The organism is Xanthomonas sp. NCPPB 1128, assembly GCF_001043115.1.
Taxonomy (GTDB): domain Bacteria; phylum Pseudomonadota; class Gammaproteobacteria; order Xanthomonadales; family Xanthomonadaceae; genus Xanthomonas_A.
The window spans coordinates 38,339-60,633 of record NZ_LFME01000016.1; the positions used below are offsets into that span (position 1 = coordinate 38,339).

The window sequence follows — 22,295 nt, forward strand, 5'->3', positions numbered from 1 at the left end:
GCGCGCCACGATCGTTCCCTCCCTCACCCAGCTCGCCAGCCAACCGTATGAACCTGCCCGCCACGCCCCTGCCCGACTTCGCCGACGCCGCCGTCCTGCGCGCGCACATCGCCGACACCATGGCCTTCTACCACCCGCGCGCGATCGACCCGGCGGGCGGTTTCTTCCACTACTTCCGCGACGACGGCAGCGTGTACGACGCCGGCCATCGCCACCTGGTCAGCAGCACCCGCTTCGTCTTCAACTACGCGATGGCGGCGATCGAGTTCGCCGACTCGGCGCTGGCCGCCGAGTACCTGGACGCCGCGCGCCACGGCCTGCGCTACCTGCGCGAGGTGCACCGCGATACCGCCAGCGGCGGCTACGTGTGGACCCTGCGCGACGGCGTGGCCGAGGACCGCACCCAGCACGCCTACGGCGCCGCCTTCGTGCTGCTGGCCTACGCCACTGCGAAGAAGGCCGGCCTGGATACCGACGCGTGGATGGACGAGACCTGGCAACTGCTGGAAACCCGCTACTGGGACGCCGCCGCCGGCCTGTACCGAGACGAAGCCACCCCGGAGTGGACGTTCTCCAGCTACCGCGGCCAGAACGCCAACATGCACCTGTGCGAAGCGCTGATCGCCGCCTACGAGGCCAGCGCCGAGCCGCGCTACCTGCAGCGCGCGCTGCTGCTGGCCGACCACATCACCCGCCGCCAGGCGGCGCTGGCCGGCGGCCTGGTGTGGGAGCACTACGACGCCGACTGGCAGGTGGACTGGGACTACAACCGCGACAACCCCAAGCACCTGTTCCGGCCGTGGGGCTTCCAGCCCGGCCACCAGGTCGAGTGGTCCAAGCTGCTGGTGCTGCTGCATGGGCACCTGCAGGCGGGCACCGGCACCGCGCCGGGCTGGCTACTGCCGACCGCGCGGCACCTGTTCGATACCGCGCTGGCGCACGGCTGGGACGCGCAGCATGGCGGCATCGTCTACGGCTTCGCTTCCGGCACCGAAGACGCGCCGGTGGTCGGCGTTCCCGACGTGGCCGCGGCGCCGACCTACTTCTGCGACGACGACAAGTACTTCTGGGTGCAGGCCGAGGCCATCGCCGCCGCCTCGCGGCTGCTGGCCGCCACCGGCGACGCCTCGTATCGCGCCGCCTACGACAAGCTGTGGGCGTACTCCTGGGAGCACCTGGTCGACCACCGCTACGGCGCCTGGTTCCGCATCCTCAGCCGCGACAACCGCAGCTACAGCGACGAGAAGAGCCCGGCCGGCAAGACCGACTACCACACCATGGGCGCCTGCCACGACGTGCTGGCGGTGATGCGCGGCAGCAAGGCGTTCGCGTAAGCGGATGCGGCCCGCACAGAGGCGCAGGCGATCCTGCGCCTCTGTTGCCTTCTTGTAGGAGCGGCTTTAGCCGCGACGAGGCATTCCGGGTAAAGCCCTGTCGCGGCTGAAGCCGCTCCTACAATGGATGCGGCGCACCGTTCGATCCGGCATCTCCGCCCACAAAAAAGCCCCGCACATGGCGGGGCTTTTCCGTTACCGCGAACCGCGCGCGATCAATCGATATCGAGGAAGCTGCGCAGCTGCTCGGAGCGGCTCGGGTGACGCAGCTTGCGCAGCGCCTTGGCCTCTATCTGGCGGATGCGCTCGCGGGTCACGTCGAACTGCTTGCCGACTTCCTCGAGGGTGTGGTCGGTGTTCATGTCGATGCCGAAGCGCATGCGCAGCACCTTGGCTTCCCGCGGGGTCAGCCCGGCGAGCACGTCGCGCACGGTCTCGGACAGGTTGATGTTGGTGGTGTTCTCGATCGGGGACTCCACGTTGGTGTCCTCGATGAAGTCGCCCAGATGCGAATCCTCGTCGTCGCCGATCGGGGTTTCCATCGAGATCGGCTCCTTGGCGATCTTCATCACCTTGCGGATCTTGTCCTCGGGCATGTCCATTTCCTTGGCCAGCTCCTCCGGCGTGGCCTCGCGGCCGTACTGCTGGAGCATCTGCCGGGAAATGCGGTTCAACTTGTTGATCGTCTCGATCATGTGCACCGGGATGCGGATGGTGCGCGCCTGGTCGGCGATCGAGCGGGTGATCGCCTGGCGGATCCACCAGGTGGCATAGGTCGAGAACTTGTAGCCGCGGCGGTACTCGAACTTGTCCACCGCCTTCATCAGGCCGATGTTGCCTTCCTGGATCAGGTCGAGGAACTGCAGGCCACGGTTGGTGTACTTCTTGGCGATCGAGATCACCAGGCGCAGGTTGGCCTCGACCATTTCCTTCTTGGCCTTGCGCGCCTTGGCTTCGCCATAGGCCATGGCGCGGCTGATTTCCTTCAGCTCGGCCAGGCTCAGATAGGTGGCCTGCTCCACCGCCACGGTGGCTTCCTGCTCGGCGATGATCTGGTCCTTGACGTCGCGCAGCGCCGACGACCACTTCTGCTTGCGCTTGAGCGCGTCGTCGACCCAGGCCACGTTGGTCTGGTTGCCTTCCCAGGAACGGATGAAGTCCTTGCGCGGCATGCGCGCGACGTGGGTGGCCAGGTGCAGCACGCGGCGCTCATGGTCCTTGACCTGGGCCATGGTGTCGCGCAGCTTGCGCACCAGCACGTCGGTCAGCGGCAGCGGCAGCTTCAGGGTGACGAACACCTCGGCGATGTCGTTGCGCAGCTTGGTGACCAGCTTGTGCTCGGCGCCGTTCTTGGCGTGGGCCTTCTTGAACTTGGCGTACTCGGTGGCCAGCACTTCCATGCGCCGCGCGACCTCGGCCGGATCCGGACCGGTCGGGCCGGCGTCCTCTTCGGCGGTGTCGACGTCGTCGTCGTCATCCTCGTCGGCATCGGCATCGGTGGCGCTGTCGTCGTCGGACACCGCAACCGGCGGGGCCGGCTCTTCCTCGATCAGGTCGTTGAAGCCGACCACGATCTCGGCCAGGCGCTTCTTGCCTTCCTTGTGCTGTTCGTAGTCCTCGAGCAGGGTCTCCACCGCCAGCGGGAACGCGCCCAGCGCGGCCTGCACCTGGCCGAGGCCTTCCTCGATGCGCTTGGCGATGGCGATCTCGCCTTCACGGGTCAGCAGTTCTACTGTGCCCATCTCGCGCATGTACATGCGCACCGGGTCGGTGGTACGGCCACCTTCGGTGTCGAGCGCGGTCAGCGCCGCCGCGGCTTCTTCGGCCGCGGTGTCGTCGACTTCGCGGTTGCCGGTGTTGCCGTCGTTGAGCAACAGGGTTTCGGCATCGGGTGCAACTTCATGGACATCAATGCCCATGCCGTTGATCATGCCGATGATGTCTTCGATCTGTTCGGGGTCGACCAGATCGTCGGGAAGATGGTCGTTGACTTCCGCGTAGGTCAGATAGCCCTGTTCCAGGCCCTTGCTGATCAGTTGCTTGATGTCGGATTGCTGGGCAGGACGTTCGTTGGCCATGAGTGCTCGCGCCACCGGCAGGTAGGTGAATGAGTGAACCTAGCATTATAACAGCCCGGACCGCCGCTTGCCGGACGAGGAGCCTGAATGGCTCCGCCAGGAGCGCTCCTGGCGTCTAGCGTCGTGCTAGGGCCGGAGCAGGAAAGTGACCGGGCCGTCGTTGACCAGGCTGACGACCATATGGGCACCGAAGCGGCCGGTTTCCACCCCTGGCGGGTGCTGCGCGCGGCAGAGCTCCAGCAATCGGTTGAAGCCGCGTTCAGCCTCGGCCGGCGGTGCCGCGGTGGTGAAACTGGGCCGCATCCCCGAGCCGGTATCGGCGGCAAGGGTGAACTGGCTGACCAGCAGCAGGCCGCCGCCGGTGTCGCGCAACGAGCGATTCATGCGGCCACTGGCGTCGGAAAACACCCGGTAGCCGAGCAGGCGCTCGGCCATACGCCGCAGCTTGGCCTCGTCGTCGCCCGGCTCCACCGCCACCAGCGCCAGCAGGCCAGGCCCGATCTGGCCCACGACCTCGCCATCGACGCTGACCGAGGCCTGGGTGACGCGTTGGATCAGCGAGAGCATAGGGCGGGGATTGGGGATTGGGGATTGGTTGCGCGCGACGAACGGTTGCGATCGTGCGGCATCATCGCCGAATGGGCGAGATTGAGAAAGGGACAGCGCACGCAGCCGGCGCGATCCGCGATACCGGTCGGGCAGGCCAGATGCGCCGAGCGGATAAACTGGGCCAATGAAACCCGCCACGCTCGCTTCCCTGCTGTACCGCTGCGCCGCCGCCGTGGCGCGCCTGCCGTGGCCGTGGCTGCGCCACCTGGCCGACGGCCTGGCCGGGCTGTGGCTGCGCCTGGACGCGCGCGAGAGCCGGGTGGTCCGGCGCAACCTGGAGCTGGCCTATCCGGAGCTGCTGCCCAGCGAGCGCGTGGCCCTGCAGCGCGACGTGCTGCGCTCGACCGCGCGGCAGGCGTTCGAAACCTTGGCGCTGTGGACACGGCCGCCGGAACAGAACCTGGCGCGGCTGCGCCTGCGCCATGGCCAGGCGCTGTACGACGCGGCGCTGGCCGCTGGCCGTGGGGTGATCGTGGCCGCGCCGCATTTCGGCAACTGGGAACTGCTCAACCAGTGGCTGGCCTCGCGCGGCGACATCGCCATCGTCTACCGCGCGCCGGAGTCGGCGGTCGGCGACGCCTTCCTGCAGTTGGTGCGCAGCGGCGAGCGGGTGCGCCAGGTGCGCGCCGAGGGCCCGGCGGTGCGGCAGCTGTTCAAGACGCTCAAGGACGGCGGTGCGGTCGGCATCCTGCCCGACCAGCAGCCCAAGGCCGGCGACGGCGTGTTCGCGCCGTTCTTCGGCGTGCCGGCGCTGACCATGACCCTGGTCAACCGCCTGGCCGAGCGCACCGGCGCCACCGTGCTGTTCGCCTGGTGCGAGCGGGTCGGCAACGACCTGGAGTTCGCCCTGCACGTGCAGCCCGCGCCGCCGGACATCGCCGACGCCGACCCCGTGCGTGCGGCCACCGCGCTCAACGAAGGCGTGGAACGGGTGGCGCGGCGCGATCCGGCGCAGTACCAGTGGACCTACAAGCGCTACACGCTGCGTCCGGACCCGGCCGAGCCCAATCCCTACGCCACCGAGCGCCATCCGCACTAGGGCGTAAGCCCCCCGAACATCCGCGGCGTGGGCGCGTTCCGGGAGCCAGGACGCACGAGCACGTGGCTGCCCCGTGACACGGCCGGACCGCGGTCGCGCTAGTCGTCGTGCGGCTGCGCCGGGCCGGCGAGGATGCGCTGGTAGAACGCCAGGTCCAGCCAGCGCCCGAACTTGAAGCCGGCCTCGCGCACGGTGCCGGCATGCACGAAGCCCAGTTGCTCGTGCAGGGCGATGCTGCCGGCATTGCTGGCGTCGATGCCGCCGACCAGCACATGCACGCCGCGCGCCTGCGCGGTGTCGATCAGCGCCTGCAGCAGGCGCCGGCCCGCGCCGCGGCCGCGATGGTCGCGGTGCACGTAGACCGAGTGCTCGACGCTGTACTTGAACGCCGGCCAGGCGCGGAAGGTGCCGTAGCTGGCGAAGCCGAGCAGGGTGCCGTCGGCGTCCTCCAGGCCCAGCACCGGGAAGTTGCCGGCGCGCTTGGTGGCGAACCAGGCCGCCATGCTTTCCGGCGGGCGCGGCCGATAGTCGTACAGGGCGGTGGAATGGACGATGGCGTCGTTGAAGATCTCCAGGATCGCCATGGCGTGGCGCGGTTCGGTGCAATCGACGAGCTGCATGCGGGGGCCGGAGCGGACGCGGTGCCGCACAGTAGCAAGCAACCACCGACACGTGCACACCTCCCCCCGCCGGCGCGTTGCCACAGCCGCCAATTTGGTTGCATCGGTGGCGCGCGCGAGCAGGCACAGTGCGTGCCATCGCCTGCAGGCTGGCGCATCAGGCAAAGCGCGCGACAATGGCGCCTGGGCGCCACGCGCCTGCCGGCACCGCGCCGGGGCCACCGCGACCGGACGCGGCAGCCTTGAAGCGGCGCCGCCGATCCCCATCTGGAGTCGTGCATGACCAGCCCCACCGCCCCCTCCGCGCACGCCTTCGGCGATCCTGCCGCGATCCGCAGCGAACGCGCGGCATCGGAGCTGCGTGCCGGACGCCCGGTCCTGCTCGAAGACGGCAATGGCCGCACCCGCGCGGTAATGGCCCTGGACAGCAGCACCGAGCCGGCCTACCTCGGCTTTGCCCAGGCCACGGCCCAGCGGCACTACCTGTTCGTGACCCCGCCGCGCGCGCAGATGCTGGGCCTGGACGCGCCGCAGGGCGCGCGCATCGCCCTGGCCGGCCAGTCCTACGACGCGCTGGCGGCGCTGGCCTACCTGCGCGACGGCCCGGTGCCGTCGCACTGGCTGCCCGGCGACGCGCTCGATGCCGGCGCTGCCGAGGTCGCGCGGCTGGGCCTGCTGCTGCCGGCGATGGTCGCGGCGGAGCTGGGCGCCGACAGCAGCGCGTTCCAGGGCTGCCAGTCGCTGCGGCTGGACGATCTGGAACACGGCTGCGCCCTCGCCGCCTCCGACAGCTACACCCTGGTCACCCGCACCCAGGTGCCGCTGCGCGACCTGGGCACCGGCGAGTTCGTGGTGTTCCGCGGCGGCGTGGCGCAGCGCGACCAGGTCGCGATCGTGATCGGCCAGCCCGACCTCAGCGCGCCGGTGCCGGTTCGCGTGCATTCCTCCTGCCTCACCGGCGACCTGTTCGGCTCGCTCAAGTGCGACTGCGGCGACCAGCTGCGGCACGGCCTGGCCAAGCTCAAGGCGCTGGGCGGCGGCGTGCTGCTGTACCTGGACCAGGAAGGCCGCGGCACCGGCATCGCCACCAAGATGCGCGCCTACGGCTACCAGCACGACGGCCTGGACACCATCGACGCCGACGCGCAACTGGGCTTCGGTGCCGACGAGCGCCGCTACGGCAGCGCCGTGGCCATGCTGCGCGGGCTCGGCATCGGCCGCGTGCGCCTGCTCACCAATAACCCGAACAAGGCCGAGCGCCTGCGTGCGGCCGGCATCGAGGTGACCGAGCGCATCCCGGTCACCGGCACGATCACCGCCGAGAACGAAGGCTACCTGCGCACCAAGGCCGCCCGCGCCGGCCACGCGCTGGACGTGGACGCATTGCTGCGCGCGGTGCGCTGACTCCACGGCGCGATCCGGCGCGCCACATTCCTGGATCACGCAGGGACCCGCATGGCGGGCAGCGCACGCCTGCCAGCGTCGCGTTAGGATCGAGGCCACGCCGCGCGCCCGCGCCCGCTCGCCCCGAGACCCCGACGTGACTGCACCGCCGCCCATGGACGACTCCCCCACCGCGCCCGCGCCCAGCGCTCCCTCTGCCGTTGCCGCGCCAGCGTCCGCGGACTGGCCGCCGGCGGACTGGCAACCGCTGCCGTTGCGCGGCGCCTGGCTGGCTGCGCTCGGCGGCGGCTGCATGCTGGGGCTCAGCCTGATGGTCGCCGCCGCCATCGTCGGCCTCAGCCTGCACAGCCTGCATGCGCTGGCACTAGGCGCCGTGGCGGCGGCGGTGGGCAGCCTGTTCGGTGCCTGGATCGGCTTCGTCCGCCACCGGCGCATCCGCTGGCGGCTCAATGCCCAAGGCCTGGACGTGTTCCGCGGGCGCCTGTGGCAGAGCGAGACGCACGTGCCGATCTCGCGTGTGCAGCATCTGGATCTGCGCCGCGGCCCGCTGGAACGCGCCCTGCGCCTAGCGACCCTGGTCGTGCACACCGCCGGCACCCGCCATACCGCGGTCGCCGTGCCCGGGCTGGACCAGGCCGACGCGCAGCGCCTGCGCGAGCGCCTGGCGCACCAGCTCGACCACGACGACGACGCCCTGTGAGCGACCTCGCCGACGCCGAGCACACCACGCCGGTGCGGCGCCTGCATCCGTGGTCGTGGCTGTTCGTGCTGCTGCAGCACCTCAGGCAGTTCCTGGTGCCGTTGCTGGCGCTGCTGGTGTTCGGCAGCCGCGACGGCCGCCACGACCATGCCGACCAGTTGGTGATGCTGGCGGTCGGCACCACGCTGGTGGCGGTATCGCTGCTGCGCTATCTCACCTACCAGTACCGCATCGGCCGCGACAGCCTGAGCATCCGCAGCGGCTGGCTGGAACGCAGCCTGCGCGAGATCCCGTTCGCGCGCATCCACAACGTGGTGGTGCACCAGTCGCTGCTGCACCGGCTGTTCGGCGTGGCCGAAGTGCGCCTGGAGTCGGCCGGCGGCAGCAAACCCGAGGCGCAAATGCGGGTACTGCGGCTGGACCAGGCGCTGGCGCTGGAACAGCAGATCCGCCATCGCGCGCCCGCCGCCGACATCGGCGCCGCCACCGATGCCGACGCTGCGCCCGCCGCCGCGCCTGACAGCGAATTGCTGCTGGCGCTGCCCACCGCCGAGGTGCTGCGCCAGGGGCTGATCTCCAACCGCGGCATGGTGGTGCTGCTCACCGCGTTCGGCGCCACCTACCACCTGTTTCCCGAGCGCATGATCTCCAACGCGATCGAGCACTACGGGCGGCAACTGTTCGGCTACGCCACGCACCTGCAACTGGGCTGGATGGCCGGCACTGTCACCTTCGCCATGATGCTGGCGACGCTGTTGCTGCTGATGCGCGCCTTGTCGATGGGGCTGGCGCTGGTGCAGTACCACGGCTTCCGGCTGAGCGAGAGCGAGCGCCGGCTGACCGTGGAGCGCGGCCTGCTGACGCGGTTGCGCAGCAGCGTGGCGCGGCGCCGGATCCAGGCCTGGACCCTGCACGAGAGCGTGCTGCAGCGCCTGCTGCGGCGGCGCAGCCTGCACATCGACACCGCGGTGATCCAGTCGCACCACGGGCACGACCACGCCCTGACGGAACTGGCGCCGCTGGTCACCCCGGCCGCCTGCGATGCACTGCTGCAGCGGCTGCTGCCGCAGATCGCCTGGCCGCCGGCATACTGGCACGGCATCGCCACGCGCTGCTGGTGGCGCCTGTCGCTGCCGGCGCTGCTGCTGGTGCCGCTGCTGTGCGCGGGGCTGTGGCCCACGCTCGGCGCCTGGGCCGCGCTGGGCCTGCTGTGGCTGCCGTGGTCGGCGTTCAAGTCCTGGCGCCAGGCGCAGCGCATGGGCTACGCACTGGATGCGCGCTACGTGGCGGTGCGCGGCGGCTGGTGGCGGCGCTGGTGGCGACTGGCCGAACTGGACAAGCTGCAGGCGCTGCACCTGAGCCGTTCGCCGCTGGACCGCTGGTGCGGCACCGCGACCCTGTCGCTGGACACCGCCGGCGCCCGCCACGGCGAGCCGCCGCTGCGCATGCGGCTGCTGCCGGACGCCGAAGCGCGAGCACTGTATCGGCAACTGGGCGAGGCGCTGGCGCAGCGGCGGCTGCGCTGGTAAGCGCGTGCGGCGCTGCTGCGCGTCAGCGCGCGCCGCGGCCCCAGTAGCCGATGCGGCGGCGGATCTTCAGCTTGCGCCACAGGTTCAGCGGTTTGCGCCGCGGGTTGCGTGCGCCCTCGGCGACGAAGTCGTCGATCGCGCGCAGCACGCGCTCGCTGGACTGGCCGTCCCGGTAGGGATGCAGGCCATCGGCGAACTCCCGGATCGCCGCCATCAGTTCCGGCGGCCGCTGCAGCGCGCGGCGGATCGCCGGCTCGAACTGCGCAGGATCGTCGATGTCGATCAGCTGCGGCCCAGGGCGACGATTCTTGAACGTCACCACCGGCTTGTAGGTGAGCAGGAATTCGTTGAGCGCGGACGAGGTGTCCGAGCACATCATGTCCACCTGCGGGAACAGCTCCAGGATGTTGTCGTTGTCGGCGAAGTGCAGGTACTCGCTCTCCAACGCGCGGTAGCGGGCGACCACCGCCGGGTCCATCTTCGGATGGAAGGTGACGATCCAGCGCCATTCGCCACTGCGCGAGAGCCGCGCGACCTCGTCGTAGAGGATGCCGGCCGCGCTCCATGACGGCGAGAACGTGGAGTGGTACAGGATCACCGGCGGCTGCCGCACCGGCGCCAGCTCCGCGCCGATCTCGCGCATGAACGGGTCGATCTTGGGGAAGCCAGTCTCCTTGACCGCGAAATGGCCGAGCTTGCGCGCCAGTGCACCGAACGCGGCGGTGTCGCGCGGGCCGGTGGTGCAGTACAGGTCGAAGAAGCCACGCACGTAGATGTGCCGCGGCTTGCCGGCGTCGAAGCCATGGAAGGTCTCGACCTTCACGCCCGGGAAGAAATGCGGCACCGCGTTGCTGGAGGTTATCACCGCGTACGGATTCCAGGCCAGCACCTCTTCCACCGTCGCCAGGTGGCGCTCGTCGGCGCTCAGATCCTCGGCGCCGGGGCCGTCGAAGAACCATGCCGCCTGGTCGCCGCGCGCGCGGATCGCCGCCTGCAGCGGGCGCAGGATCGCCAGCGCATAGCGCTCGGACCCGTACAGCAGATAGTGCTTGCTCATCAGTGCTCCAGATCATGCCGTTGCAGTTGCGCCCGCGCCTGCTCCACCGAGGCCGGGTTGCTCTGCATCTCGTAGTAGCGCATGCGCTTGTACAGCGCGTAGCTGGCCGCGGTCTGCGCCACCACGAAGCCGCGCCAGCCGTCTAGGAAGGCCAGCCGCAGCAGATAGTCCTTGAGGAAGGCGCCGGCGAACACGAACGGGCTCTGCCACATTCTCACCGGCTTGCGCTTGTCGCGCCAGCCGAGCGCCTTGAGTTCGGCGTAGCGCAGCACCTTGAGCTGCTTGTGCACCAGGGTCGGGTTGTGCAGGTGGTTGAACGGCGGCGCGAACTCGGCGCTGGCGCCGTCGAAGCGCAGCGATTCGTGCACCCGCGCATCGCTCCAGCGCGCGCGGCCGCGGTGGTACAGCCGCGCCAGGCGCTCGCCGACCATCGGTTTGTACCAGCGCATCGGCGCGCCCATGTACCAGGTGCTGCGGCGCAGCCACACCGCGTCCACGCGGTCCTCGGCGAGCAGTTGCGGCAGCCGCGCCAGGCACTCGGCGCGCAGCGCGTCGGACAGGAACTCGTCCGCGTCCAGCACCAGGATCCAGTCGTGCGCGGCGTGGGTGGAGGCGAAGTTGCGCTGCGGGCCGAAGCCCAGCCAGGCCTGCTCGACCACGCGTGCGCCGTGCGCGCGGGCGATCGCCACGGTGTCGTCGGTGCTGCCGCAGTCCACCACCAGCTTGTCGGCGGCGAACGGCACGCTGTCCAGGCAGCGCGCGATGTTGGCGGCCTCGTTGTAGGTCATCACCACCAGGCTCAGCGGCAGGGTAGCGGCGGCGGCGTCGGCCATGGCGCGCAATTTCCGGAAGTCAGACGCGGTGCCGGCGGCCGGCGCCAGGCGCCGCGCCGCCCGGCGATGCGGGACCGGCAGTCTACCGGCTTCGCGCGACGCCTTCAGCGGCCGGCTCCGCCTCGCGCGCGGCCAGCCCGATCAGCACGCCGACCAGCGAGACATAGAAACCGGTACTCACCTGGTGCGCGAACATCGACTGGGTCATGCCGCACAGGATGTAGGCCGCCACCACCATGATCCCGGCCGCTGCCGCGCCGTGGAAGTGCGGCTGCGGCCGGCGCCGGTACAGGCGCAACAGCAGCCACAGCGGCACGCCGTACACCAGCAGGATCAGCACGGTACCGGGCAGGCCCTGGGTCGCGCTCCATTCGGCCAGGTCGTTGTGCGCGTGGCCAAGGTGGCAGCGCTCGACAAAGCCCTTGCGGCAGTCCGGCAGGCGCAGCATGGCATTATCGAAGCGGCCCACGCCGACCCCGACCACGGGGTGTTCGACGAAGGTCGCCGCCGCCACCTGCAGGCGTTCGATGCGCGCACCAGCCGAGGAATCGCTGTCGCCGCGCTCGTAGCGCTGCACGTCGTGGTGCAACTCGGCCAGGCGGGTCTGCTTGGTCAGCGCCGGCACGCTCAGCACCAGCACCGCCGCCAGCGCGGTGCACGCGCCCAGGATCATCAGCCGGGTCGCGCTGTCGCGCCAGCGCAGGCACAGGGCGCTGACCACCAGCAGCAACAGCACGCCCAGCCACACGCCGCGGCTGCCGCTGAGCAGGATGACGATGCCGCCGGCCACCACCGCGGCCACGGCCCACGGCCACTGCCCGCGTGGCCGGCAGAACACCGCCAGCACCATCAGCATCAGCACCACGTCGGCCAGCACAATGGCGTTGGTCCAGCCCTCGGCGCGCGGCTGGCCCTGCAGCACCTGCACGCTGGCCAGCACCAGCGCGGCGAGAATGCCGAGCAGCGCGCCCCACCACAGCAGGCGCTGCGACGGCCGCAGGGCGTAAGTCCACAGCGCCGCCCACGGCAGCACCAGGAAGCGGGTGCGGTTGTCGATGTCCTTCAGCGGCTGGCCGAAATACAGCACCGAGCACAACGACAGCCCGATCACCAGCAGCGCCAGGATCCACAGCCAGCGCAGCGATGGCTGCATCGGCGTCACCGCCTGGCGCAGTTGCGGCAGCGCCAGCAGGCTGGTCGCCAGCAGTAGCAGGCCGAACGGCAGCAAGCCGCTGGGCATGCTGATCACCAGCGCCGGCAGGCACAGCAGCGCGAGCGCCGCGCCGCGTTCGGCCAGCGACTGGCGCGAGAACGCGGAAACGGCATGGCGTGGCGCGATCGGCTGGGACATCGAGGAGGGAAGGCCGTAGGGGTGGGGTGGTCGGCGATGATCCGGGGCGCTTCCCTAACCCGGCCTGACCTGTTCGCGATCGGCGCCATGGCTGGCCGGCACGGCGGGCGGCGGCGTCTCCCCGAGCAGATCGGCCACCGCCGCACGCAGGCGCTCGCCGAACTCGCGACGGCGCGCCTCGAAGAAGCCACGCGCGGCGGTGCCCAGCGCGTCGCACTGCATCGGCGTCAATGCCAGCGCCTGCGCCATCGCCTGTTCGAGGCCGGCCGCCTCGATCCGGTAGCGCACGCCGAAGTTGTCCGGGCCCTCGCCGACCGGGTCGATCAGTACGCCGCGCTCGGCGCTCACCAGTTCGTTCATCGGCGCACCATTGGTGGTGATCACGACCGCGCCGACGCTCAGCGCTTCCATGATGTAGTGGCCGAAGCCCTCCACCTCGGACGGGCACAGGTGGAAGCGGTGCGCGTTCTGCAGCCGCCGCAGTTCCTGCTGGTCGAGGTAACCGGTCAGGTAGTCGATGTTCTCGGCCTCGATCGGATGGGACTTCTTGGCGCTCTGCACCACGGTCAGCCGCGGCCACTCGGGGTGCCGCGCCCAGGTCTGCAGCAGCAGCGCGGTGCCCTTGGCTGAACTGCGCCCGGCCACATGCAGGCAGGCGCGTTCGCGCGGCACCTCTGGACGGTAGCAATCGTCGCTGCAAAAGCCGATGAAGGCGGTCGGCGCCATCGTGGAGAAACGTTGTTCGGCCTGGCGGGTCTTGCACAGCACCTGGGCGAAGCGCGGCAGGCAGCGCAGCCATTTGTGCCGGAACCATTCCGGGTTGGGGATCAGCGCGTTGCGCAGGCCGCTGCCCAGGCAGCGCGGGTACACCCGCTCCAGGAAGATCTGCAGGTCGGCGCGCCCGAACAGCAGGCTGCGCAGGAACAGGCGCAGTTCGCGCAGGCGGTTGGCCATGCGCACGGTGCCGAAGCCCAGCACCTCGACGCGGTAGCGGCCGGTCTCGCGCAGCAGGTCGGCGACCACCTGCAGGTCGCGGCTGAGGCCGCCGCCGTTGTCGCGGCTGATGACCCGGATCAGGCGTGGCGGCACGCGCGCTCCCCAGCCGGCGCGGCACGCTGGCCGCCAGCGGCACCTGCGCCACGCCGCCGCAACGCGCGGGCGCGGTTCATTCGAGGCGATCCTTGTCCTGCTCGCGCAGGCGATCGAAATCTTCCTGGGTGGCCACGCAGCGGCCATGCACCGCAGTGGCCGGGACCAGCCACCAGTTGCGTCGGTTGGCGACGCCGGCCAGGACACTGGCGCTGCGGTCCACACAGCCCAGCATCGCCGCCTCCTGCACCAGCAACCAGCGCCGCTGCGGCGCCTGCGCCTGCCAGGCGATGCCGCGGCGCAATTGCTGTTCCCACGGCACCACGAAACCGAAGGTCGTCGCGGGGCGGTCGGCCATCAGCAGGTTCTGTTCCTTCCAGGCGACCAGGCCGAGTTCGGCATCCGGGCCGATGCGGCGCCCGACCGACTCCATCACCCCGCGCGCGGAGCTGGACAGGTTGATCAGCGGGTACACCAGCAAGCCGGCCATCGCCCAGACCATGGTCAGGGTCGAGACCGTCGCCAGTTCCGGGCGGCGCCGCGCGAACGCGGCCAAGCTGGCCACGCCCCACAGGCCGATCGCCAGCAGGATCCAGGCCAGCACCTGCACCGTGGCCAGGTCGATGCCGCGGTCTTCCATCATCCGCGCGCGGAAGCCGTGTCCCAGCAGGATCGCCGCGCCGACGCCGCCCAGCGCCAGCGTCAGCAGGGCGGTGAACGCCAGCAGCAGGCGCTTGACCCCGGTCTTGCGCAACAGCCCGGGGATCAGCGGCCCCATCGCCAGGCACAGCATCGGCAGCGCCGGCAGGACGTAGACGTCGCGCTTGCCGGTCGGGATCGAGAAGAACAGCACCACCAGCGCCCACCAGGCCAGCGGCAGCAGGTAGCGCGCATCGCGCCGGCGCAGGCGCCGCGCCCAGGCGGAGATCGCCCAAGGCAACGCCAGCAGCACCGGCAACCACATGCTCGGCATCACCCCGAAGAAGTACAGCGGCCCGTGCGCGTGGTCCCAGGACTTGGCGTAGCGCCCGGCGGTCTGCCGGAACAGGATGTCGTTGAGATAGGCGCGGTACTCGGGCGCGTTGCTCGACAGCGCGGTGACCACCATCGGCAGCAGCCAGATCGACACCGCCGCCAGGAACGCCAGTGGCCCCAGCCAAAAGCGCGGATCGCGCAGGCCGACCCGCACCCCGCGCCAGTGCGCCAGCGACGCCGCCGCGGCCGGCAGCAGCATCAGCAGCGCCAGCACGCCCACGCCCTTGGTGATGGTGCCCAGGCCGGCGGCGAACCAGCCCAGCGCCCACAGCCGCCAGTCCGGCCCGCGCAACAGATGGCGCAGCAGCGCGTAGTTGGCCAGGGTGATGAAGAACACCACCAGCGGATCGATCTGCGCCTTCTTCGCCTGGTAGGTGAAGTGGAAGGCGAACAACAACGCATAGGCAGCGTACATGCCGACGCGGCGCGTCCACAGGCGCCGGCCGAGGTCGTAGACGCAGGCCAGCGTGCCCAGCCCGGCCAGCAGCGACGGCAGCAGGAACGCCACCCGCCAGTTGCCGAACAGCGTATAGAAGCTGGCCTGCAGCCACATCAGCATCGGCGGCTTGTCCGAGTACAGCTCGGTGCCGCGGTGCGGGAACAGCCAGTTGCCGCTCTCCACCATCTGCTTGGCGACCAGCGCGAAGCGCGGTTCGTCGGCCGGGTGCGGATCGCGCAGGCCCAGGCCGGCGCCGAGCACCAGCACGGCCAGGATGGCCAACAACCAGAACTCTCGGGACGCGCGGGTCTTCAGCATGGGAGGCGATGATACCGGGGCCGGTTCATGCCGTCTTGCGGAACCTTGCGTAGTAGAACCCGTCGCAGTCCTGCTCGCCCGGGAAGCGCTGGCGGCCGCCGCCGGAGGCATGCCCGCAGGCCACGCCCGGATCCTCCAGGGCCGCACCGGGCTGCCGCGCCAGCAAGGCCTGCACCTGCCGTGCGTTCTCGTCCTGCAGCAGCGAGCAGGTGGCGTAGACCAGCACCCCGCCCGGCCGCAGCACCTGCCAGGCGGCGTCGAGCAGGCGCACCTGCAGTGCCTGCAGGGCGGTCACGTCCTCGCGCCGGCGATGCAGCAGCACATCCGGCTGGCGGCGCACGATGCCGGTGGCCGAACACGGCGCGTCGAGCAGCACCGCGTCGAACGGCTCGCCATCCCACCAGTCCTGCGGCTGCGCCGCGTCGGCGACCTGCAGCTGCGCCTGGGCGCCAGTACCAGTGCGCGCGAAGGTCTCGCCGACCCGCGCCAGGCGCCGCGCATCCACGTCCAGCGCGGTCAGGCGCAGGCTCGGGTCGCGTTCGAGCAGGTGTGCGGACTTGCCGCCGGGCGCCGCGCAGGCGTCGAGCACGCGCGCACCCGGCGCCGGCGCCAGCACGTCGGCGACCTGCTGCGCCGCGCCGTCCTGCACCGAGACGCGGCCGTCGGCGAAGCCCGGCAAGGCGCCCACCGCCAGCGGTGTCTCCAGGCGAATGGCATCGGCCAGCAGCGGCGACGCCTGCGCGGCGATGCCGGCCGCAGCCAGTTCCTGTAGATAGGCATCACGGCTGCCGTGTTGGCGGTTGACCCGCAGCCACAGCGGCGCCGGCGGCTGGCTGGCGGCGAAGATCGCCTCGGCCTGCTGCGGCCAGTCGGTGTGCAGCGCATCGCGCAACCACAGCGGCCAGCCCGCATCGGCGGCGACCGCCGGCAGCCCGTCGCGCAGCGCGCGCCGCAGCAGCGCATTAACCAGCCCGGCCTGGCGCGGCCGATCCAGCGCGCGCGTCGCCTCCACCGTCGCCGACAGCGCCGCGTGCGGCGCCAGGCCCAGCGCATCGAGCTGGGCGAAGCCGGCCAGCAGCAGGCCGCGCAATTCGGCATCGCGCTGCGGCAATTGCTTCTGCAGCCACATCCGCAGCGCCGCCTCGTAGGCCGGGCGGCGGCGCAGCACGGCGAAGCAGATCGCCTCCACCAGCGCACGGTCGCGCGAGTCCGGCAGCGTCGGCAAGGCGATGGCCAGTTCGGCCTTGAGCGAGCGGCCGCGATCGATCACCGCGGTCAGCACGCGGGCGGCGACCACCCGCGGGGCCACGCCTGGTGGCCACGCAGCGGCGGGCGTCGTGGTCATCGGCGCGTGCTCCGGGACATGGCGTGCCCGCGCGCGTATGCCGTGCCGTGGTTGCGCATGCGGATGGCGGGGATGCGCGAAGCGGTGGACGTCCGCCTGCGCATCAGCGAGCACGCGGCCACGGCCGCGCCTGCGAGGCTCAACGCGGCGTACGCAGGCATGCTCGACGCCTCAGGCCAGGACCGGCAGGTCGCGCCGTGCATTGAGGTAGTCGGCGGCGGTGATCGCCTTGCCACCCTCGCGCTGCAGCACGCGCAGGCGCAGCGCGCCCTGGCCGCAGGCGATGTCGATGCCCTGCTTGGACGCGGTCAGCACCGTGCCCGGCGGCTGCCCGTGGGCCAGGTCCAGCGGGATCGCGCCGCGCACCCGCACCCGCTCGCCGGCCAGCATCGCCTCGGCGACCGGCCACGGATCGAAGGCGCGCACCTGCCGCGCCAGCTGCGCCGCCGGCTGCTGCCAGTCCAGCCGCGCCTGCGCCTTGTCCAGCTTCTGCGCGTACGTCACGCCGGCCTCCGGCTGCGGCTGCGCCACCGGACGCAGGCCGGCACGCAGCAGGCCCAAGCCATCGGCCAGCACCTGCGCACCGAGCGCGGCCAAGCGATCGTGCAACTGCCCGCCGGTCTCGTCGGCGCCGATCGGCGTGCGCTGCGACAGCAACACCGGGCCGGTATCCAGCCCGGCCTCCATCTGCATCAGGCACACCCCGGTCTCGCTGTCGCCGGCCTCGATCGCGCGCTGGATCGGCGCGGCGCCGCGCCAGCGCGGCAGCAGCGAGGCGTGGACGTTCCAGCAGCCATGGGTCGGGATCGCCAGCACCGCCTTGGGCAGGATCAGCCCGTAGGCCACCACCACGATCAGGTCCGGCTGCAGCGCGCGCAGCGCCTGCAGCGTCTCCGGCGTGCGCAGCGTCTGCGGCTGCAGCACCGGGATGCCGCGCGCCACCGCCTCCAGCTTGACCGGCGACGGGGTCAGCCCACGCCCGCGCCCGGCAGGGCGGTCAGGCTGGGTGTAGACCGCGATCACTTCATGGCGCTGCGCAGCCGCGCGCAACGACGGCACGGCGAAGTCCGGCGTACCGGCGAAGACGAGTTTCATTTGGCGGAGATTCGGGATTGGGGATTGGGGATTCGCAACGGCAGGATCGGCGACCGGCAGGGGACGATTCGCTCTGGCGAATCCCCAATCCCGGCTCCCGAATCCCGGCCGTCAGGCCACGTGCTTGCGCGCCTTGGCCAGTTTCTTGCGCACCATTTCGCGCTTGAGCGGGGACAGGTAGTCGACGAACAGCTTGCCGTCGAGGTGGTCCATCTCGTGCTGCACGCACACCGCCAGCAGGCCGTCGGTGCTCAGTTCCTGCGGCTGGCCCTGGCGGTCCAGGTAGCGCACGGTGATGGCGTCGGCGCGGGTCACGTCGGCGTAGATGCCGGGGACCGACAGACAGCCCTCCTGGTACACCTGTTCGCCGTCGCGCTGCACGATCTGCGGGTTGATGAACACCTGCGGGGCGTTCTTCTCCTCGCTGACGTCGATGACCATGAAGCGCTTGTGCACGTCCACCTGGCTGGCCGCCAGGCCGATGCCCGGCGCGTCGTACATGGTCTCGAACATGTCGTCGAGCAGGCGTTGGAAGGCCGCGGAGGTGACCTCGGCGGCATCGACCGGCACCGCCTTGGTGCGCAGGCGCGGGTCGGGGAATTCGAGAATGGGGAGCAGGGCCATAGCGGTACCCAAGATGGGGGCGCCGGACGATTCGGCAAGACCTGCGGATTCTACCCGTTTCTGCGCCCGACGCTTGCGCCCGCACCAGGGTTCTGCACTATAGTGCGCGAACCTGTTGGGGAATCAGGCTCCGCGCTCATGTTCAATCGACTCCGCACGGTCGTCGCCGTGGCGATGCTCACCGTGGCGACCTATGCTGCTTCCGCCAGCATGGCCGCCGAACACCCCGACACCTACGTGGTGCGCAAGGGCGATACGCTGTGGGACATCGCCGGGCGCTTCCTCGGCAAGCCCTGGCTGTGGCCGGAGATCTGGCAGGCCAATCCGCAGGTGCACAACCCGCACCTGATCTATCCCGGCGACGTGCTCAGCCTGGCCTACCTGGACCGGGTGGCGCGTGCCGAGGTCAAGCCGGGTCCGCGCCAGGACGCGCCGATCGACGCGATCCCGCTGGCGCAGGTGGAGCCGTTCCTGAAGAACCTGCGCGTGGTCGACCGCATCGACGACCTGCCCTACGTGGTCGGCACCGAAGACAACCGCCTGCGCGCCACCGACGGGCAACTGGTCTACGCGGTCGGCCTCGGCCAGGCCCAGGCCGGGCAGCGCTACGCCGTGGTCCGCCCGACCGTGCGCTACCTGCTGCCCAAGCTCAGCGACGACCTCAATGCCGAAGGCCGCAGCATCCCCGGCAGCGGCAACCTGTGGCAGACCTTCGTGCCGCCGGACAAGCGCCGCGAGACGCTCGGCTACGAATTGGCCCAGGTCAACATCGGCACCGTCGCCCGCGTATCCGCCGATGGCCGCCAGGCCACTGCCCTGCTGCTGCAGGACAATGCCCGCGAAGTGCGCGCCGGCGACCGCCTGATCCCGGTCGAGGCGCAGCCCTACGACCTGCAGTTCGTGCCGCACCCGCCGTCCGAGCAGGCGCTGGCCGCCGGCCTGCGGGTGCTGGCGGTGGCCGACGCGTTCAGCGCGGCCGGTCCGCGCGACGTGATCGCCATTTCCGGCGGCCGCCGCGAAGGCATCGACAACGGCACGGTGGTGTCGCTGTGGCGCCACGGTACCCGGGTCAACGACCGCGTGCGCCACCCCAACACCTCCCGCGCCGACGACGGCTTCACCGGCGGCAGCGGCACGACCGTGGCGCTGCCGGACGAATACGCCGCGCACGCGATGGTGTTCCGCACCTTCGACAAGGTCAGCTACGCGCTGGTGATGGACGGCATCAAACCGACCCGCATCGGTTACGACGTCAAGCACCCGGACGCGCGCTGACCCGCCGCCGGGGCATCCCCCTACAGCGATTGCAGACGGCGCCCGAGGGCGCCGTCTGCGTCTGCGGCCTAGGCTGGACGCATGTCCAGTCCGGCCCCCGCTCCCGTCCACGCACCCACCGATCCGGCCCTGCTGCGCCTGTCGCTGGCCGGCGGCGCCAGCGCCCCGCGCCGGCTGCTGTTGGAACAGCACGGCAGCCCGGCCGCGGCATTGGCCGCAGGTCCCGCCGGCTGGCATGCCGCCGGCCTGGATGCGGCGCAGATCGCCGCGCTGCAGCGGCCCGACCGCGCAGCGCTGGAAACCGCCGAGCGCTGGCTGGCGCAGCCAGGCCGGCACCTGCTGGGCTGCCACGATCCCGACTACCCGGCCCTGCTGCGGCGTACGCCCAACCCGCCACTGGCGCTGTACGTGGACGGCGACCCCGCGGCGCTGTGGCACCCGGGCGTCGCCGTGGTCGGCAGCCGCGCGCCCAGCGCCGGCGGTCGCGACAACGCCTACGGCTTCGCCCTGGCCCTGGCCGCGGCCGGCTTCGCGGTGACCAGCGGCATGGCCAGTGGCGTGGATGCCGCCGCGCACCGGGCGGCGCTGTCGCGCGCGGACGGGCTGACCGTGGCGGTGGTCGGCACCGGCCCGGACCTGGCCTACCCGCGCCAGCATGCCGCCCTGCGCAGCCAGATCGCCGAACGCGGCGCGGTGGTCAGCGAGCATCCGCCCGGCACGCCAGCGCGGGCGGGCCACTTTCCGGCGCGCAACCGGATCATCGCCGGGCTGAGCCTGGCGACCCTGGTGATCGAGGCGGCCACCCGCTCCGGCGCGCTGATCACCGCGCGGCTGGCCGCCGAGGCCGGGCGCGAGGTGTTCGCCCTGCCCGGCTCCATCCATAACCCACTGGCGCGCGGCTGCCACCGGCTGATCCGCGACGGCGCCGGGCTGGTGGAAAGCGCCGAGGAGGTGTTGGCCGGCGTCGCCCCCCTGGCGGCCGAACTCGCCGACGCCTTGCGCGGGCGCCTGAACGCCCCCACACAGGGAGCCAGCATCGCGCGCGACGCCACACCGGCCTTCCCTCACTCCGACTACCAGCGCTTGTGGCAGGCGCTGGGCCATGACCCCATCTGTATGGATTCAGTGATCGCACGCAGCGGATTGACGGCCGCAGCGGCGTCCTCCATGCTGCTGGCCATGGAACTGGATGGCTACGTGGCGGTCGAACGCGGTCGTTACACCCGCAAACCCTAGTTTCTTCACCTCCACAGCGTCTCGCGACGCAGGCCGAGGGGCAATGAAAGAGAGCATTCTGGATGTCCTGCTGTACCTGTTCGAACACTATTTCAGCGAAGACGCGGATCCGGTCCGCGATCGCGACTCCCTCCAGAATGGCCTGATCCAGGCCGGTTTCAGCCCCACCGAGATCAGCAAGGCGTTCGACTGGCTCGACGCCCTGGCCGACCAGCGCCCAGCCGTGGCGCAGCCGCGCATCGATGGTCCGATCCGCATCTACCACGGCCCGGAACTGGACAAGCTCGACGTGGAATGCCGCGGCTTCCTGCTGTTCCTGGAACAGCACGGCATCCTCGACAGCGACCAGCGCGAGCTGGTGCTGGACCGGGCCATGGCCCTGGACCAGGATGAGCTGGACCTGGACGACCTGAAGTGGGTGGTGCTGATGGTGCTGTTCAACCAGCCCGGTGCCGAGGCGGCGTACGCGTGGATGGAAACGCAGATGTTCGTCGACGAGCCGGAGCCGGTTCACTGAGCCGCTGACGGTCGCGCACGGATGCACGAAGACACCCTTTCCCCGACGCTCTGGTACTACGTCGATGCCGCACGCGAGCGGCACGGCCCGTTGCCGGCGCCCGCCCTGCTGGAACGCCTGCACGACGGTCGCCTGCAGCGCGAGACCCTGGTCTGGCGCGAAGGCCTGCCGGAGTGGCGGCCGCTGCACGCGGTCGCCGCCGAGCTGGGCCTGCCCGATACCCCCATTCCACCGCCGTTGCCGCCACCGCTGCAGGCAGCCGCTCCCGCGAGCCCCGCTGCCGTCGCCGCGCCACGCAGCGGCCTGTCCGGCTGCGCCATCATGGCCATCGTCGGCGCGATCGGCGGGGTGCTGCTGGTGGCGTTCCTGGGCATCGCCGCGGCAATCGCCCTGCCTGCCTATCAGGACTACCTGGCCCGCGCGAAGGTCACGCAGGCCCTCGGCGACCTGGCGCCGCTGAAGGACCAGATCGCCGCCTTCGCCGCGCAGGAGCACCGCTGCGCGGTGAACGGCGACACCGGCTTCGGCACCCCCGAGAGTTATGCCGGCACGTCCATCGCGCAGGTGCGGATCGGCCGCTTCGACAACGGCCACTGCGGCCTGGAAGCCACGCTGCGCCTGCCCGAGCACAAGCGCCTGGATGGCAAAGCGCTGTGGCTGGACTACGATGAGCGCACGTCCGCCTGGAACTGCAGTTCCGACCTGGACGACCGCGACCTGCCGGTCCACTGCCGCGGCGGCTGACCGGCACACCGTTTTCGACTGCAC

The 22,295-nt window shown here is 71.0% G+C and carries 20 protein-coding genes; 9 read left to right on the top strand and 11 right to left on the bottom strand.

Annotated features, from left to right (window positions below; translation table 11 throughout):
• The first annotated feature begins 47 nt into the window (after nt 1-47).
• Nucleotides 48-1,334 carry an AGE family epimerase/isomerase gene (locus ACP93_RS11485; RefSeq protein ID WP_048490827.1) on the top strand — a complete coding sequence of 429 codons (1,287 nt, stop codon included), beginning with the start codon at nt 48-50 and terminating at the stop codon, nt 1,332-1,334.
• Between the two features lie 215 nt (nt 1,335-1,549).
• Here ACP93_RS11485 and rpoD read toward each other — a convergent pair whose 3' ends face one another.
• The gene (gene rpoD, locus ACP93_RS11490; RefSeq protein WP_048490828.1) at nt 1,550-3,412 is read right to left on the bottom strand and encodes an RNA polymerase sigma factor RpoD; all 1,863 of its coding nucleotides are present in this window, start codon (nt 3,410-3,412) and stop codon (nt 1,550-1,552) included.
• A 126-nt stretch (nt 3,413-3,538) separates the two neighbouring features.
• Complete coding sequence (gene dtd / locus ACP93_RS11495; protein ID WP_048490829.1) at nt 3,539-3,979, bottom strand: D-aminoacyl-tRNA deacylase; 441 nt, start codon at nt 3,977-3,979, stop codon at nt 3,539-3,541.
• Nucleotides 3,980-4,145: 166 nt separating this feature from the next.
• Here dtd and ACP93_RS11500 point away from each other — a divergent pair, with 166 nt between their 5' ends.
• The gene (locus tag ACP93_RS11500) at nt 4,146-5,060 is read left to right on the top strand and encodes a lauroyl acyltransferase (RefSeq protein ID WP_048490830.1); all 915 of its coding nucleotides are present in this window, start codon (nt 4,146-4,148) and stop codon (nt 5,058-5,060) included.
• A gap of 98 nt (nt 5,061-5,158) precedes the next feature.
• Here ACP93_RS11500 and ACP93_RS11505 read toward each other — a convergent pair whose 3' ends face one another.
• The gene (locus ACP93_RS11505; RefSeq protein ID WP_017911888.1) at nt 5,159-5,680 is read right to left on the bottom strand and encodes a GNAT family N-acetyltransferase; all 522 of its coding nucleotides are present in this window, start codon (nt 5,678-5,680) and stop codon (nt 5,159-5,161) included.
• A gap of 279 nt (nt 5,681-5,959) precedes the next feature.
• Between ACP93_RS11505 and ribA the strand changes: the two genes are divergently transcribed.
• From ribA to ACP93_RS11520, 3 genes are all read left to right on the top strand, one after another.
• On the top strand, nt 5,960-7,084 hold the full coding sequence (gene ribA, locus ACP93_RS11510) for a GTP cyclohydrolase II RibA (protein WP_048490831.1): 1,125 nt from the start codon (nt 5,960-5,962) through the stop codon (nt 7,082-7,084).
• A 154-nt stretch (nt 7,085-7,238) separates the two neighbouring features.
• Nucleotides 7,239-7,784 (top strand): PH domain-containing protein, encoded by a 546-nt coding sequence (locus ACP93_RS11515; RefSeq protein WP_204243676.1) that lies wholly within the window; start codon nt 7,239-7,241, stop codon nt 7,782-7,784.
• Nucleotides 7,781-9,313, top strand: coding sequence for a PH domain-containing protein (locus tag ACP93_RS11520; protein WP_048490832.1), 1,533 nt, complete (start codon nt 7,781-7,783; stop codon nt 9,311-9,313). Before ACP93_RS11515 ends, ACP93_RS11520 begins: the two co-directional genes overlap by 4 nt.
• 22 nt (nt 9,314-9,335) lie before the next feature.
• Here the strand turns inward: ACP93_RS11520 and ACP93_RS11525 are convergent, their stop codons facing one another.
• The 8 genes from ACP93_RS11525 to def form a co-directional block, all read right to left on the bottom strand.
• Nucleotides 9,336-10,370: a CDP-glycerol glycerophosphotransferase family protein gene (locus tag ACP93_RS11525; RefSeq protein ID WP_048490833.1), complete on the bottom strand. Its 1,035-nt coding sequence runs from the start codon at nt 10,368-10,370 to the stop codon at nt 9,336-9,338.
• Nucleotides 10,370-11,203: a glycosyltransferase family 2 protein gene (locus ACP93_RS11530; RefSeq protein WP_048490834.1), complete on the bottom strand. Its 834-nt coding sequence runs from the start codon at nt 11,201-11,203 to the stop codon at nt 10,370-10,372. The genes ACP93_RS11525 and ACP93_RS11530 overlap by 1 nt, the downstream gene beginning before the upstream one ends.
• 82 nt (nt 11,204-11,285) lie before the next feature.
• Nucleotides 11,286-12,554: an O-antigen ligase family protein gene (locus ACP93_RS11535; protein WP_048490835.1), complete on the bottom strand. Its 1,269-nt coding sequence runs from the start codon at nt 12,552-12,554 to the stop codon at nt 11,286-11,288.
• Between the two features lie 54 nt (nt 12,555-12,608).
• Nucleotides 12,609-13,643: a glycosyltransferase gene (locus tag ACP93_RS11540; protein ID WP_048490836.1), complete on the bottom strand. Its 1,035-nt coding sequence runs from the start codon at nt 13,641-13,643 to the stop codon at nt 12,609-12,611.
• Nucleotides 13,644-13,719: 76 nt separating this feature from the next.
• Nucleotides 13,720-15,435, bottom strand: coding sequence for an ArnT family glycosyltransferase (locus ACP93_RS11545; RefSeq protein ID WP_048490837.1), 1,716 nt, complete (start codon nt 15,433-15,435; stop codon nt 13,720-13,722).
• 25 nt (nt 15,436-15,460) lie between these two features.
• Nucleotides 15,461-16,780, bottom strand: coding sequence for a 16S rRNA (cytosine(967)-C(5))-methyltransferase RsmB (gene rsmB / locus ACP93_RS11550; RefSeq protein WP_048490838.1), 1,320 nt, complete (start codon nt 16,778-16,780; stop codon nt 15,461-15,463).
• A gap of 171 nt (nt 16,781-16,951) precedes the next feature.
• Complete coding sequence (gene fmt / locus ACP93_RS11560; RefSeq protein WP_048490840.1) at nt 16,952-17,875, bottom strand: methionyl-tRNA formyltransferase; 924 nt, start codon at nt 17,873-17,875, stop codon at nt 16,952-16,954.
• 111 nt (nt 17,876-17,986) lie between these two features.
• Nucleotides 17,987-18,499 (bottom strand): peptide deformylase, encoded by a 513-nt coding sequence (gene def / locus ACP93_RS11565; RefSeq protein WP_010340689.1) that lies wholly within the window; start codon nt 18,497-18,499, stop codon nt 17,987-17,989.
• Between the two features lie 138 nt (nt 18,500-18,637).
• Between def and ACP93_RS11570 the strand changes: the two genes are divergently transcribed.
• The 4 genes from ACP93_RS11570 to ACP93_RS11585 all read left to right on the top strand — a co-directional run bounded on the left by ACP93_RS11570 (nt 18,638) and on the right by ACP93_RS11585 (nt 22,271).
• Nucleotides 18,638-19,774: a LysM peptidoglycan-binding domain-containing protein gene (locus tag ACP93_RS11570; protein ID WP_048490841.1), complete on the top strand. Its 1,137-nt coding sequence runs from the start codon at nt 18,638-18,640 to the stop codon at nt 19,772-19,774.
• Between the two features lie 81 nt (nt 19,775-19,855).
• Nucleotides 19,856-21,010 (top strand): DNA-processing protein DprA, encoded by a 1,155-nt coding sequence (gene dprA / locus ACP93_RS11575; protein ID WP_048490842.1) that lies wholly within the window; start codon nt 19,856-19,858, stop codon nt 21,008-21,010.
• 43 nt (nt 21,011-21,053) lie between these two features.
• Nucleotides 21,054-21,527, top strand: a complete 474-nt coding sequence (locus ACP93_RS11580; protein ID WP_010340686.1) for a DUF494 family protein — start codon at nt 21,054-21,056, stop codon at nt 21,525-21,527.
• Nucleotides 21,528-21,548: 21 nt separating this feature from the next.
• Nucleotides 21,549-22,271: a pilin gene (locus ACP93_RS11585; protein WP_048490843.1), complete on the top strand. Its 723-nt coding sequence runs from the start codon at nt 21,549-21,551 to the stop codon at nt 22,269-22,271.
• Nucleotides 22,272-22,295 lie beyond the last annotated feature (24 nt).

Bases quoted from the DNA above. Each gene is read 5' to 3' on its own strand.
- ACP93_RS11485 (WP_048490827.1), top strand. From the start codon at position 48: ATGAACCTGCCCGCCACGCCCCTGCCCGACTTCGCCGACGCCGCCGTC.
- rpoD (WP_048490828.1), bottom strand. From the start codon at position 3,412: ATGGCCAACGAACGTCCTGCCCAGCAATCCGACATCAAGCAACTGATC.
- dtd (WP_048490829.1), bottom strand. From the start codon at position 3,979: ATGCTCTCGCTGATCCAACGCGTCACCCAGGCCTCGGTCAGCGTCGAT.
- ACP93_RS11500 (WP_048490830.1), top strand. From the start codon at position 4,146: ATGAAACCCGCCACGCTCGCTTCCCTGCTGTACCGCTGCGCCGCCGCC.
- ACP93_RS11505 (WP_017911888.1), bottom strand. From the start codon at position 5,680: ATGCAGCTCGTCGATTGCACCGAACCGCGCCACGCCATGGCGATCCTG.
- ribA (WP_048490831.1), top strand. From the start codon at position 5,960: ATGACCAGCCCCACCGCCCCCTCCGCGCACGCCTTCGGCGATCCTGCC.
- ACP93_RS11515 (WP_204243676.1), top strand. From the start codon at position 7,239: ATGGACGACTCCCCCACCGCGCCCGCGCCCAGCGCTCCCTCTGCCGTT.
- ACP93_RS11525 (WP_048490833.1), bottom strand. From the start codon at position 10,370: ATGAGCAAGCACTATCTGCTGTACGGGTCCGAGCGCTATGCGCTGGCG.
- ACP93_RS11530 (WP_048490834.1), bottom strand. From the start codon at position 11,203: ATGGCCGACGCCGCCGCCGCTACCCTGCCGCTGAGCCTGGTGGTGATG.
- ACP93_RS11535 (WP_048490835.1), bottom strand. From the start codon at position 12,554: ATGTCCCAGCCGATCGCGCCACGCCATGCCGTTTCCGCGTTCTCGCGC.
- ACP93_RS11545 (WP_048490837.1), bottom strand. From the start codon at position 15,435: ATGCTGAAGACCCGCGCGTCCCGAGAGTTCTGGTTGTTGGCCATCCTG.
- rsmB (WP_048490838.1), bottom strand. From the start codon at position 16,780: ATGACCACGACGCCCGCCGCTGCGTGGCCACCAGGCGTGGCCCCGCGG.
- fmt (WP_048490840.1), bottom strand. From the start codon at position 17,875: ATGAAACTCGTCTTCGCCGGTACGCCGGACTTCGCCGTGCCGTCGTTG.
- def (WP_010340689.1), bottom strand. From the start codon at position 18,499: ATGGCCCTGCTCCCCATTCTCGAATTCCCCGACCCGCGCCTGCGCACC.
- ACP93_RS11570 (WP_048490841.1), top strand. From the start codon at position 18,638: ATGTTCAATCGACTCCGCACGGTCGTCGCCGTGGCGATGCTCACCGTG.
- dprA (WP_048490842.1), top strand. From the start codon at position 19,856: ATGTCCAGTCCGGCCCCCGCTCCCGTCCACGCACCCACCGATCCGGCC.
- ACP93_RS11580 (WP_010340686.1), top strand. From the start codon at position 21,054: ATGAAAGAGAGCATTCTGGATGTCCTGCTGTACCTGTTCGAACACTAT.
- ACP93_RS11585 (WP_048490843.1), top strand. From the start codon at position 21,549: ATGCACGAAGACACCCTTTCCCCGACGCTCTGGTACTACGTCGATGCC.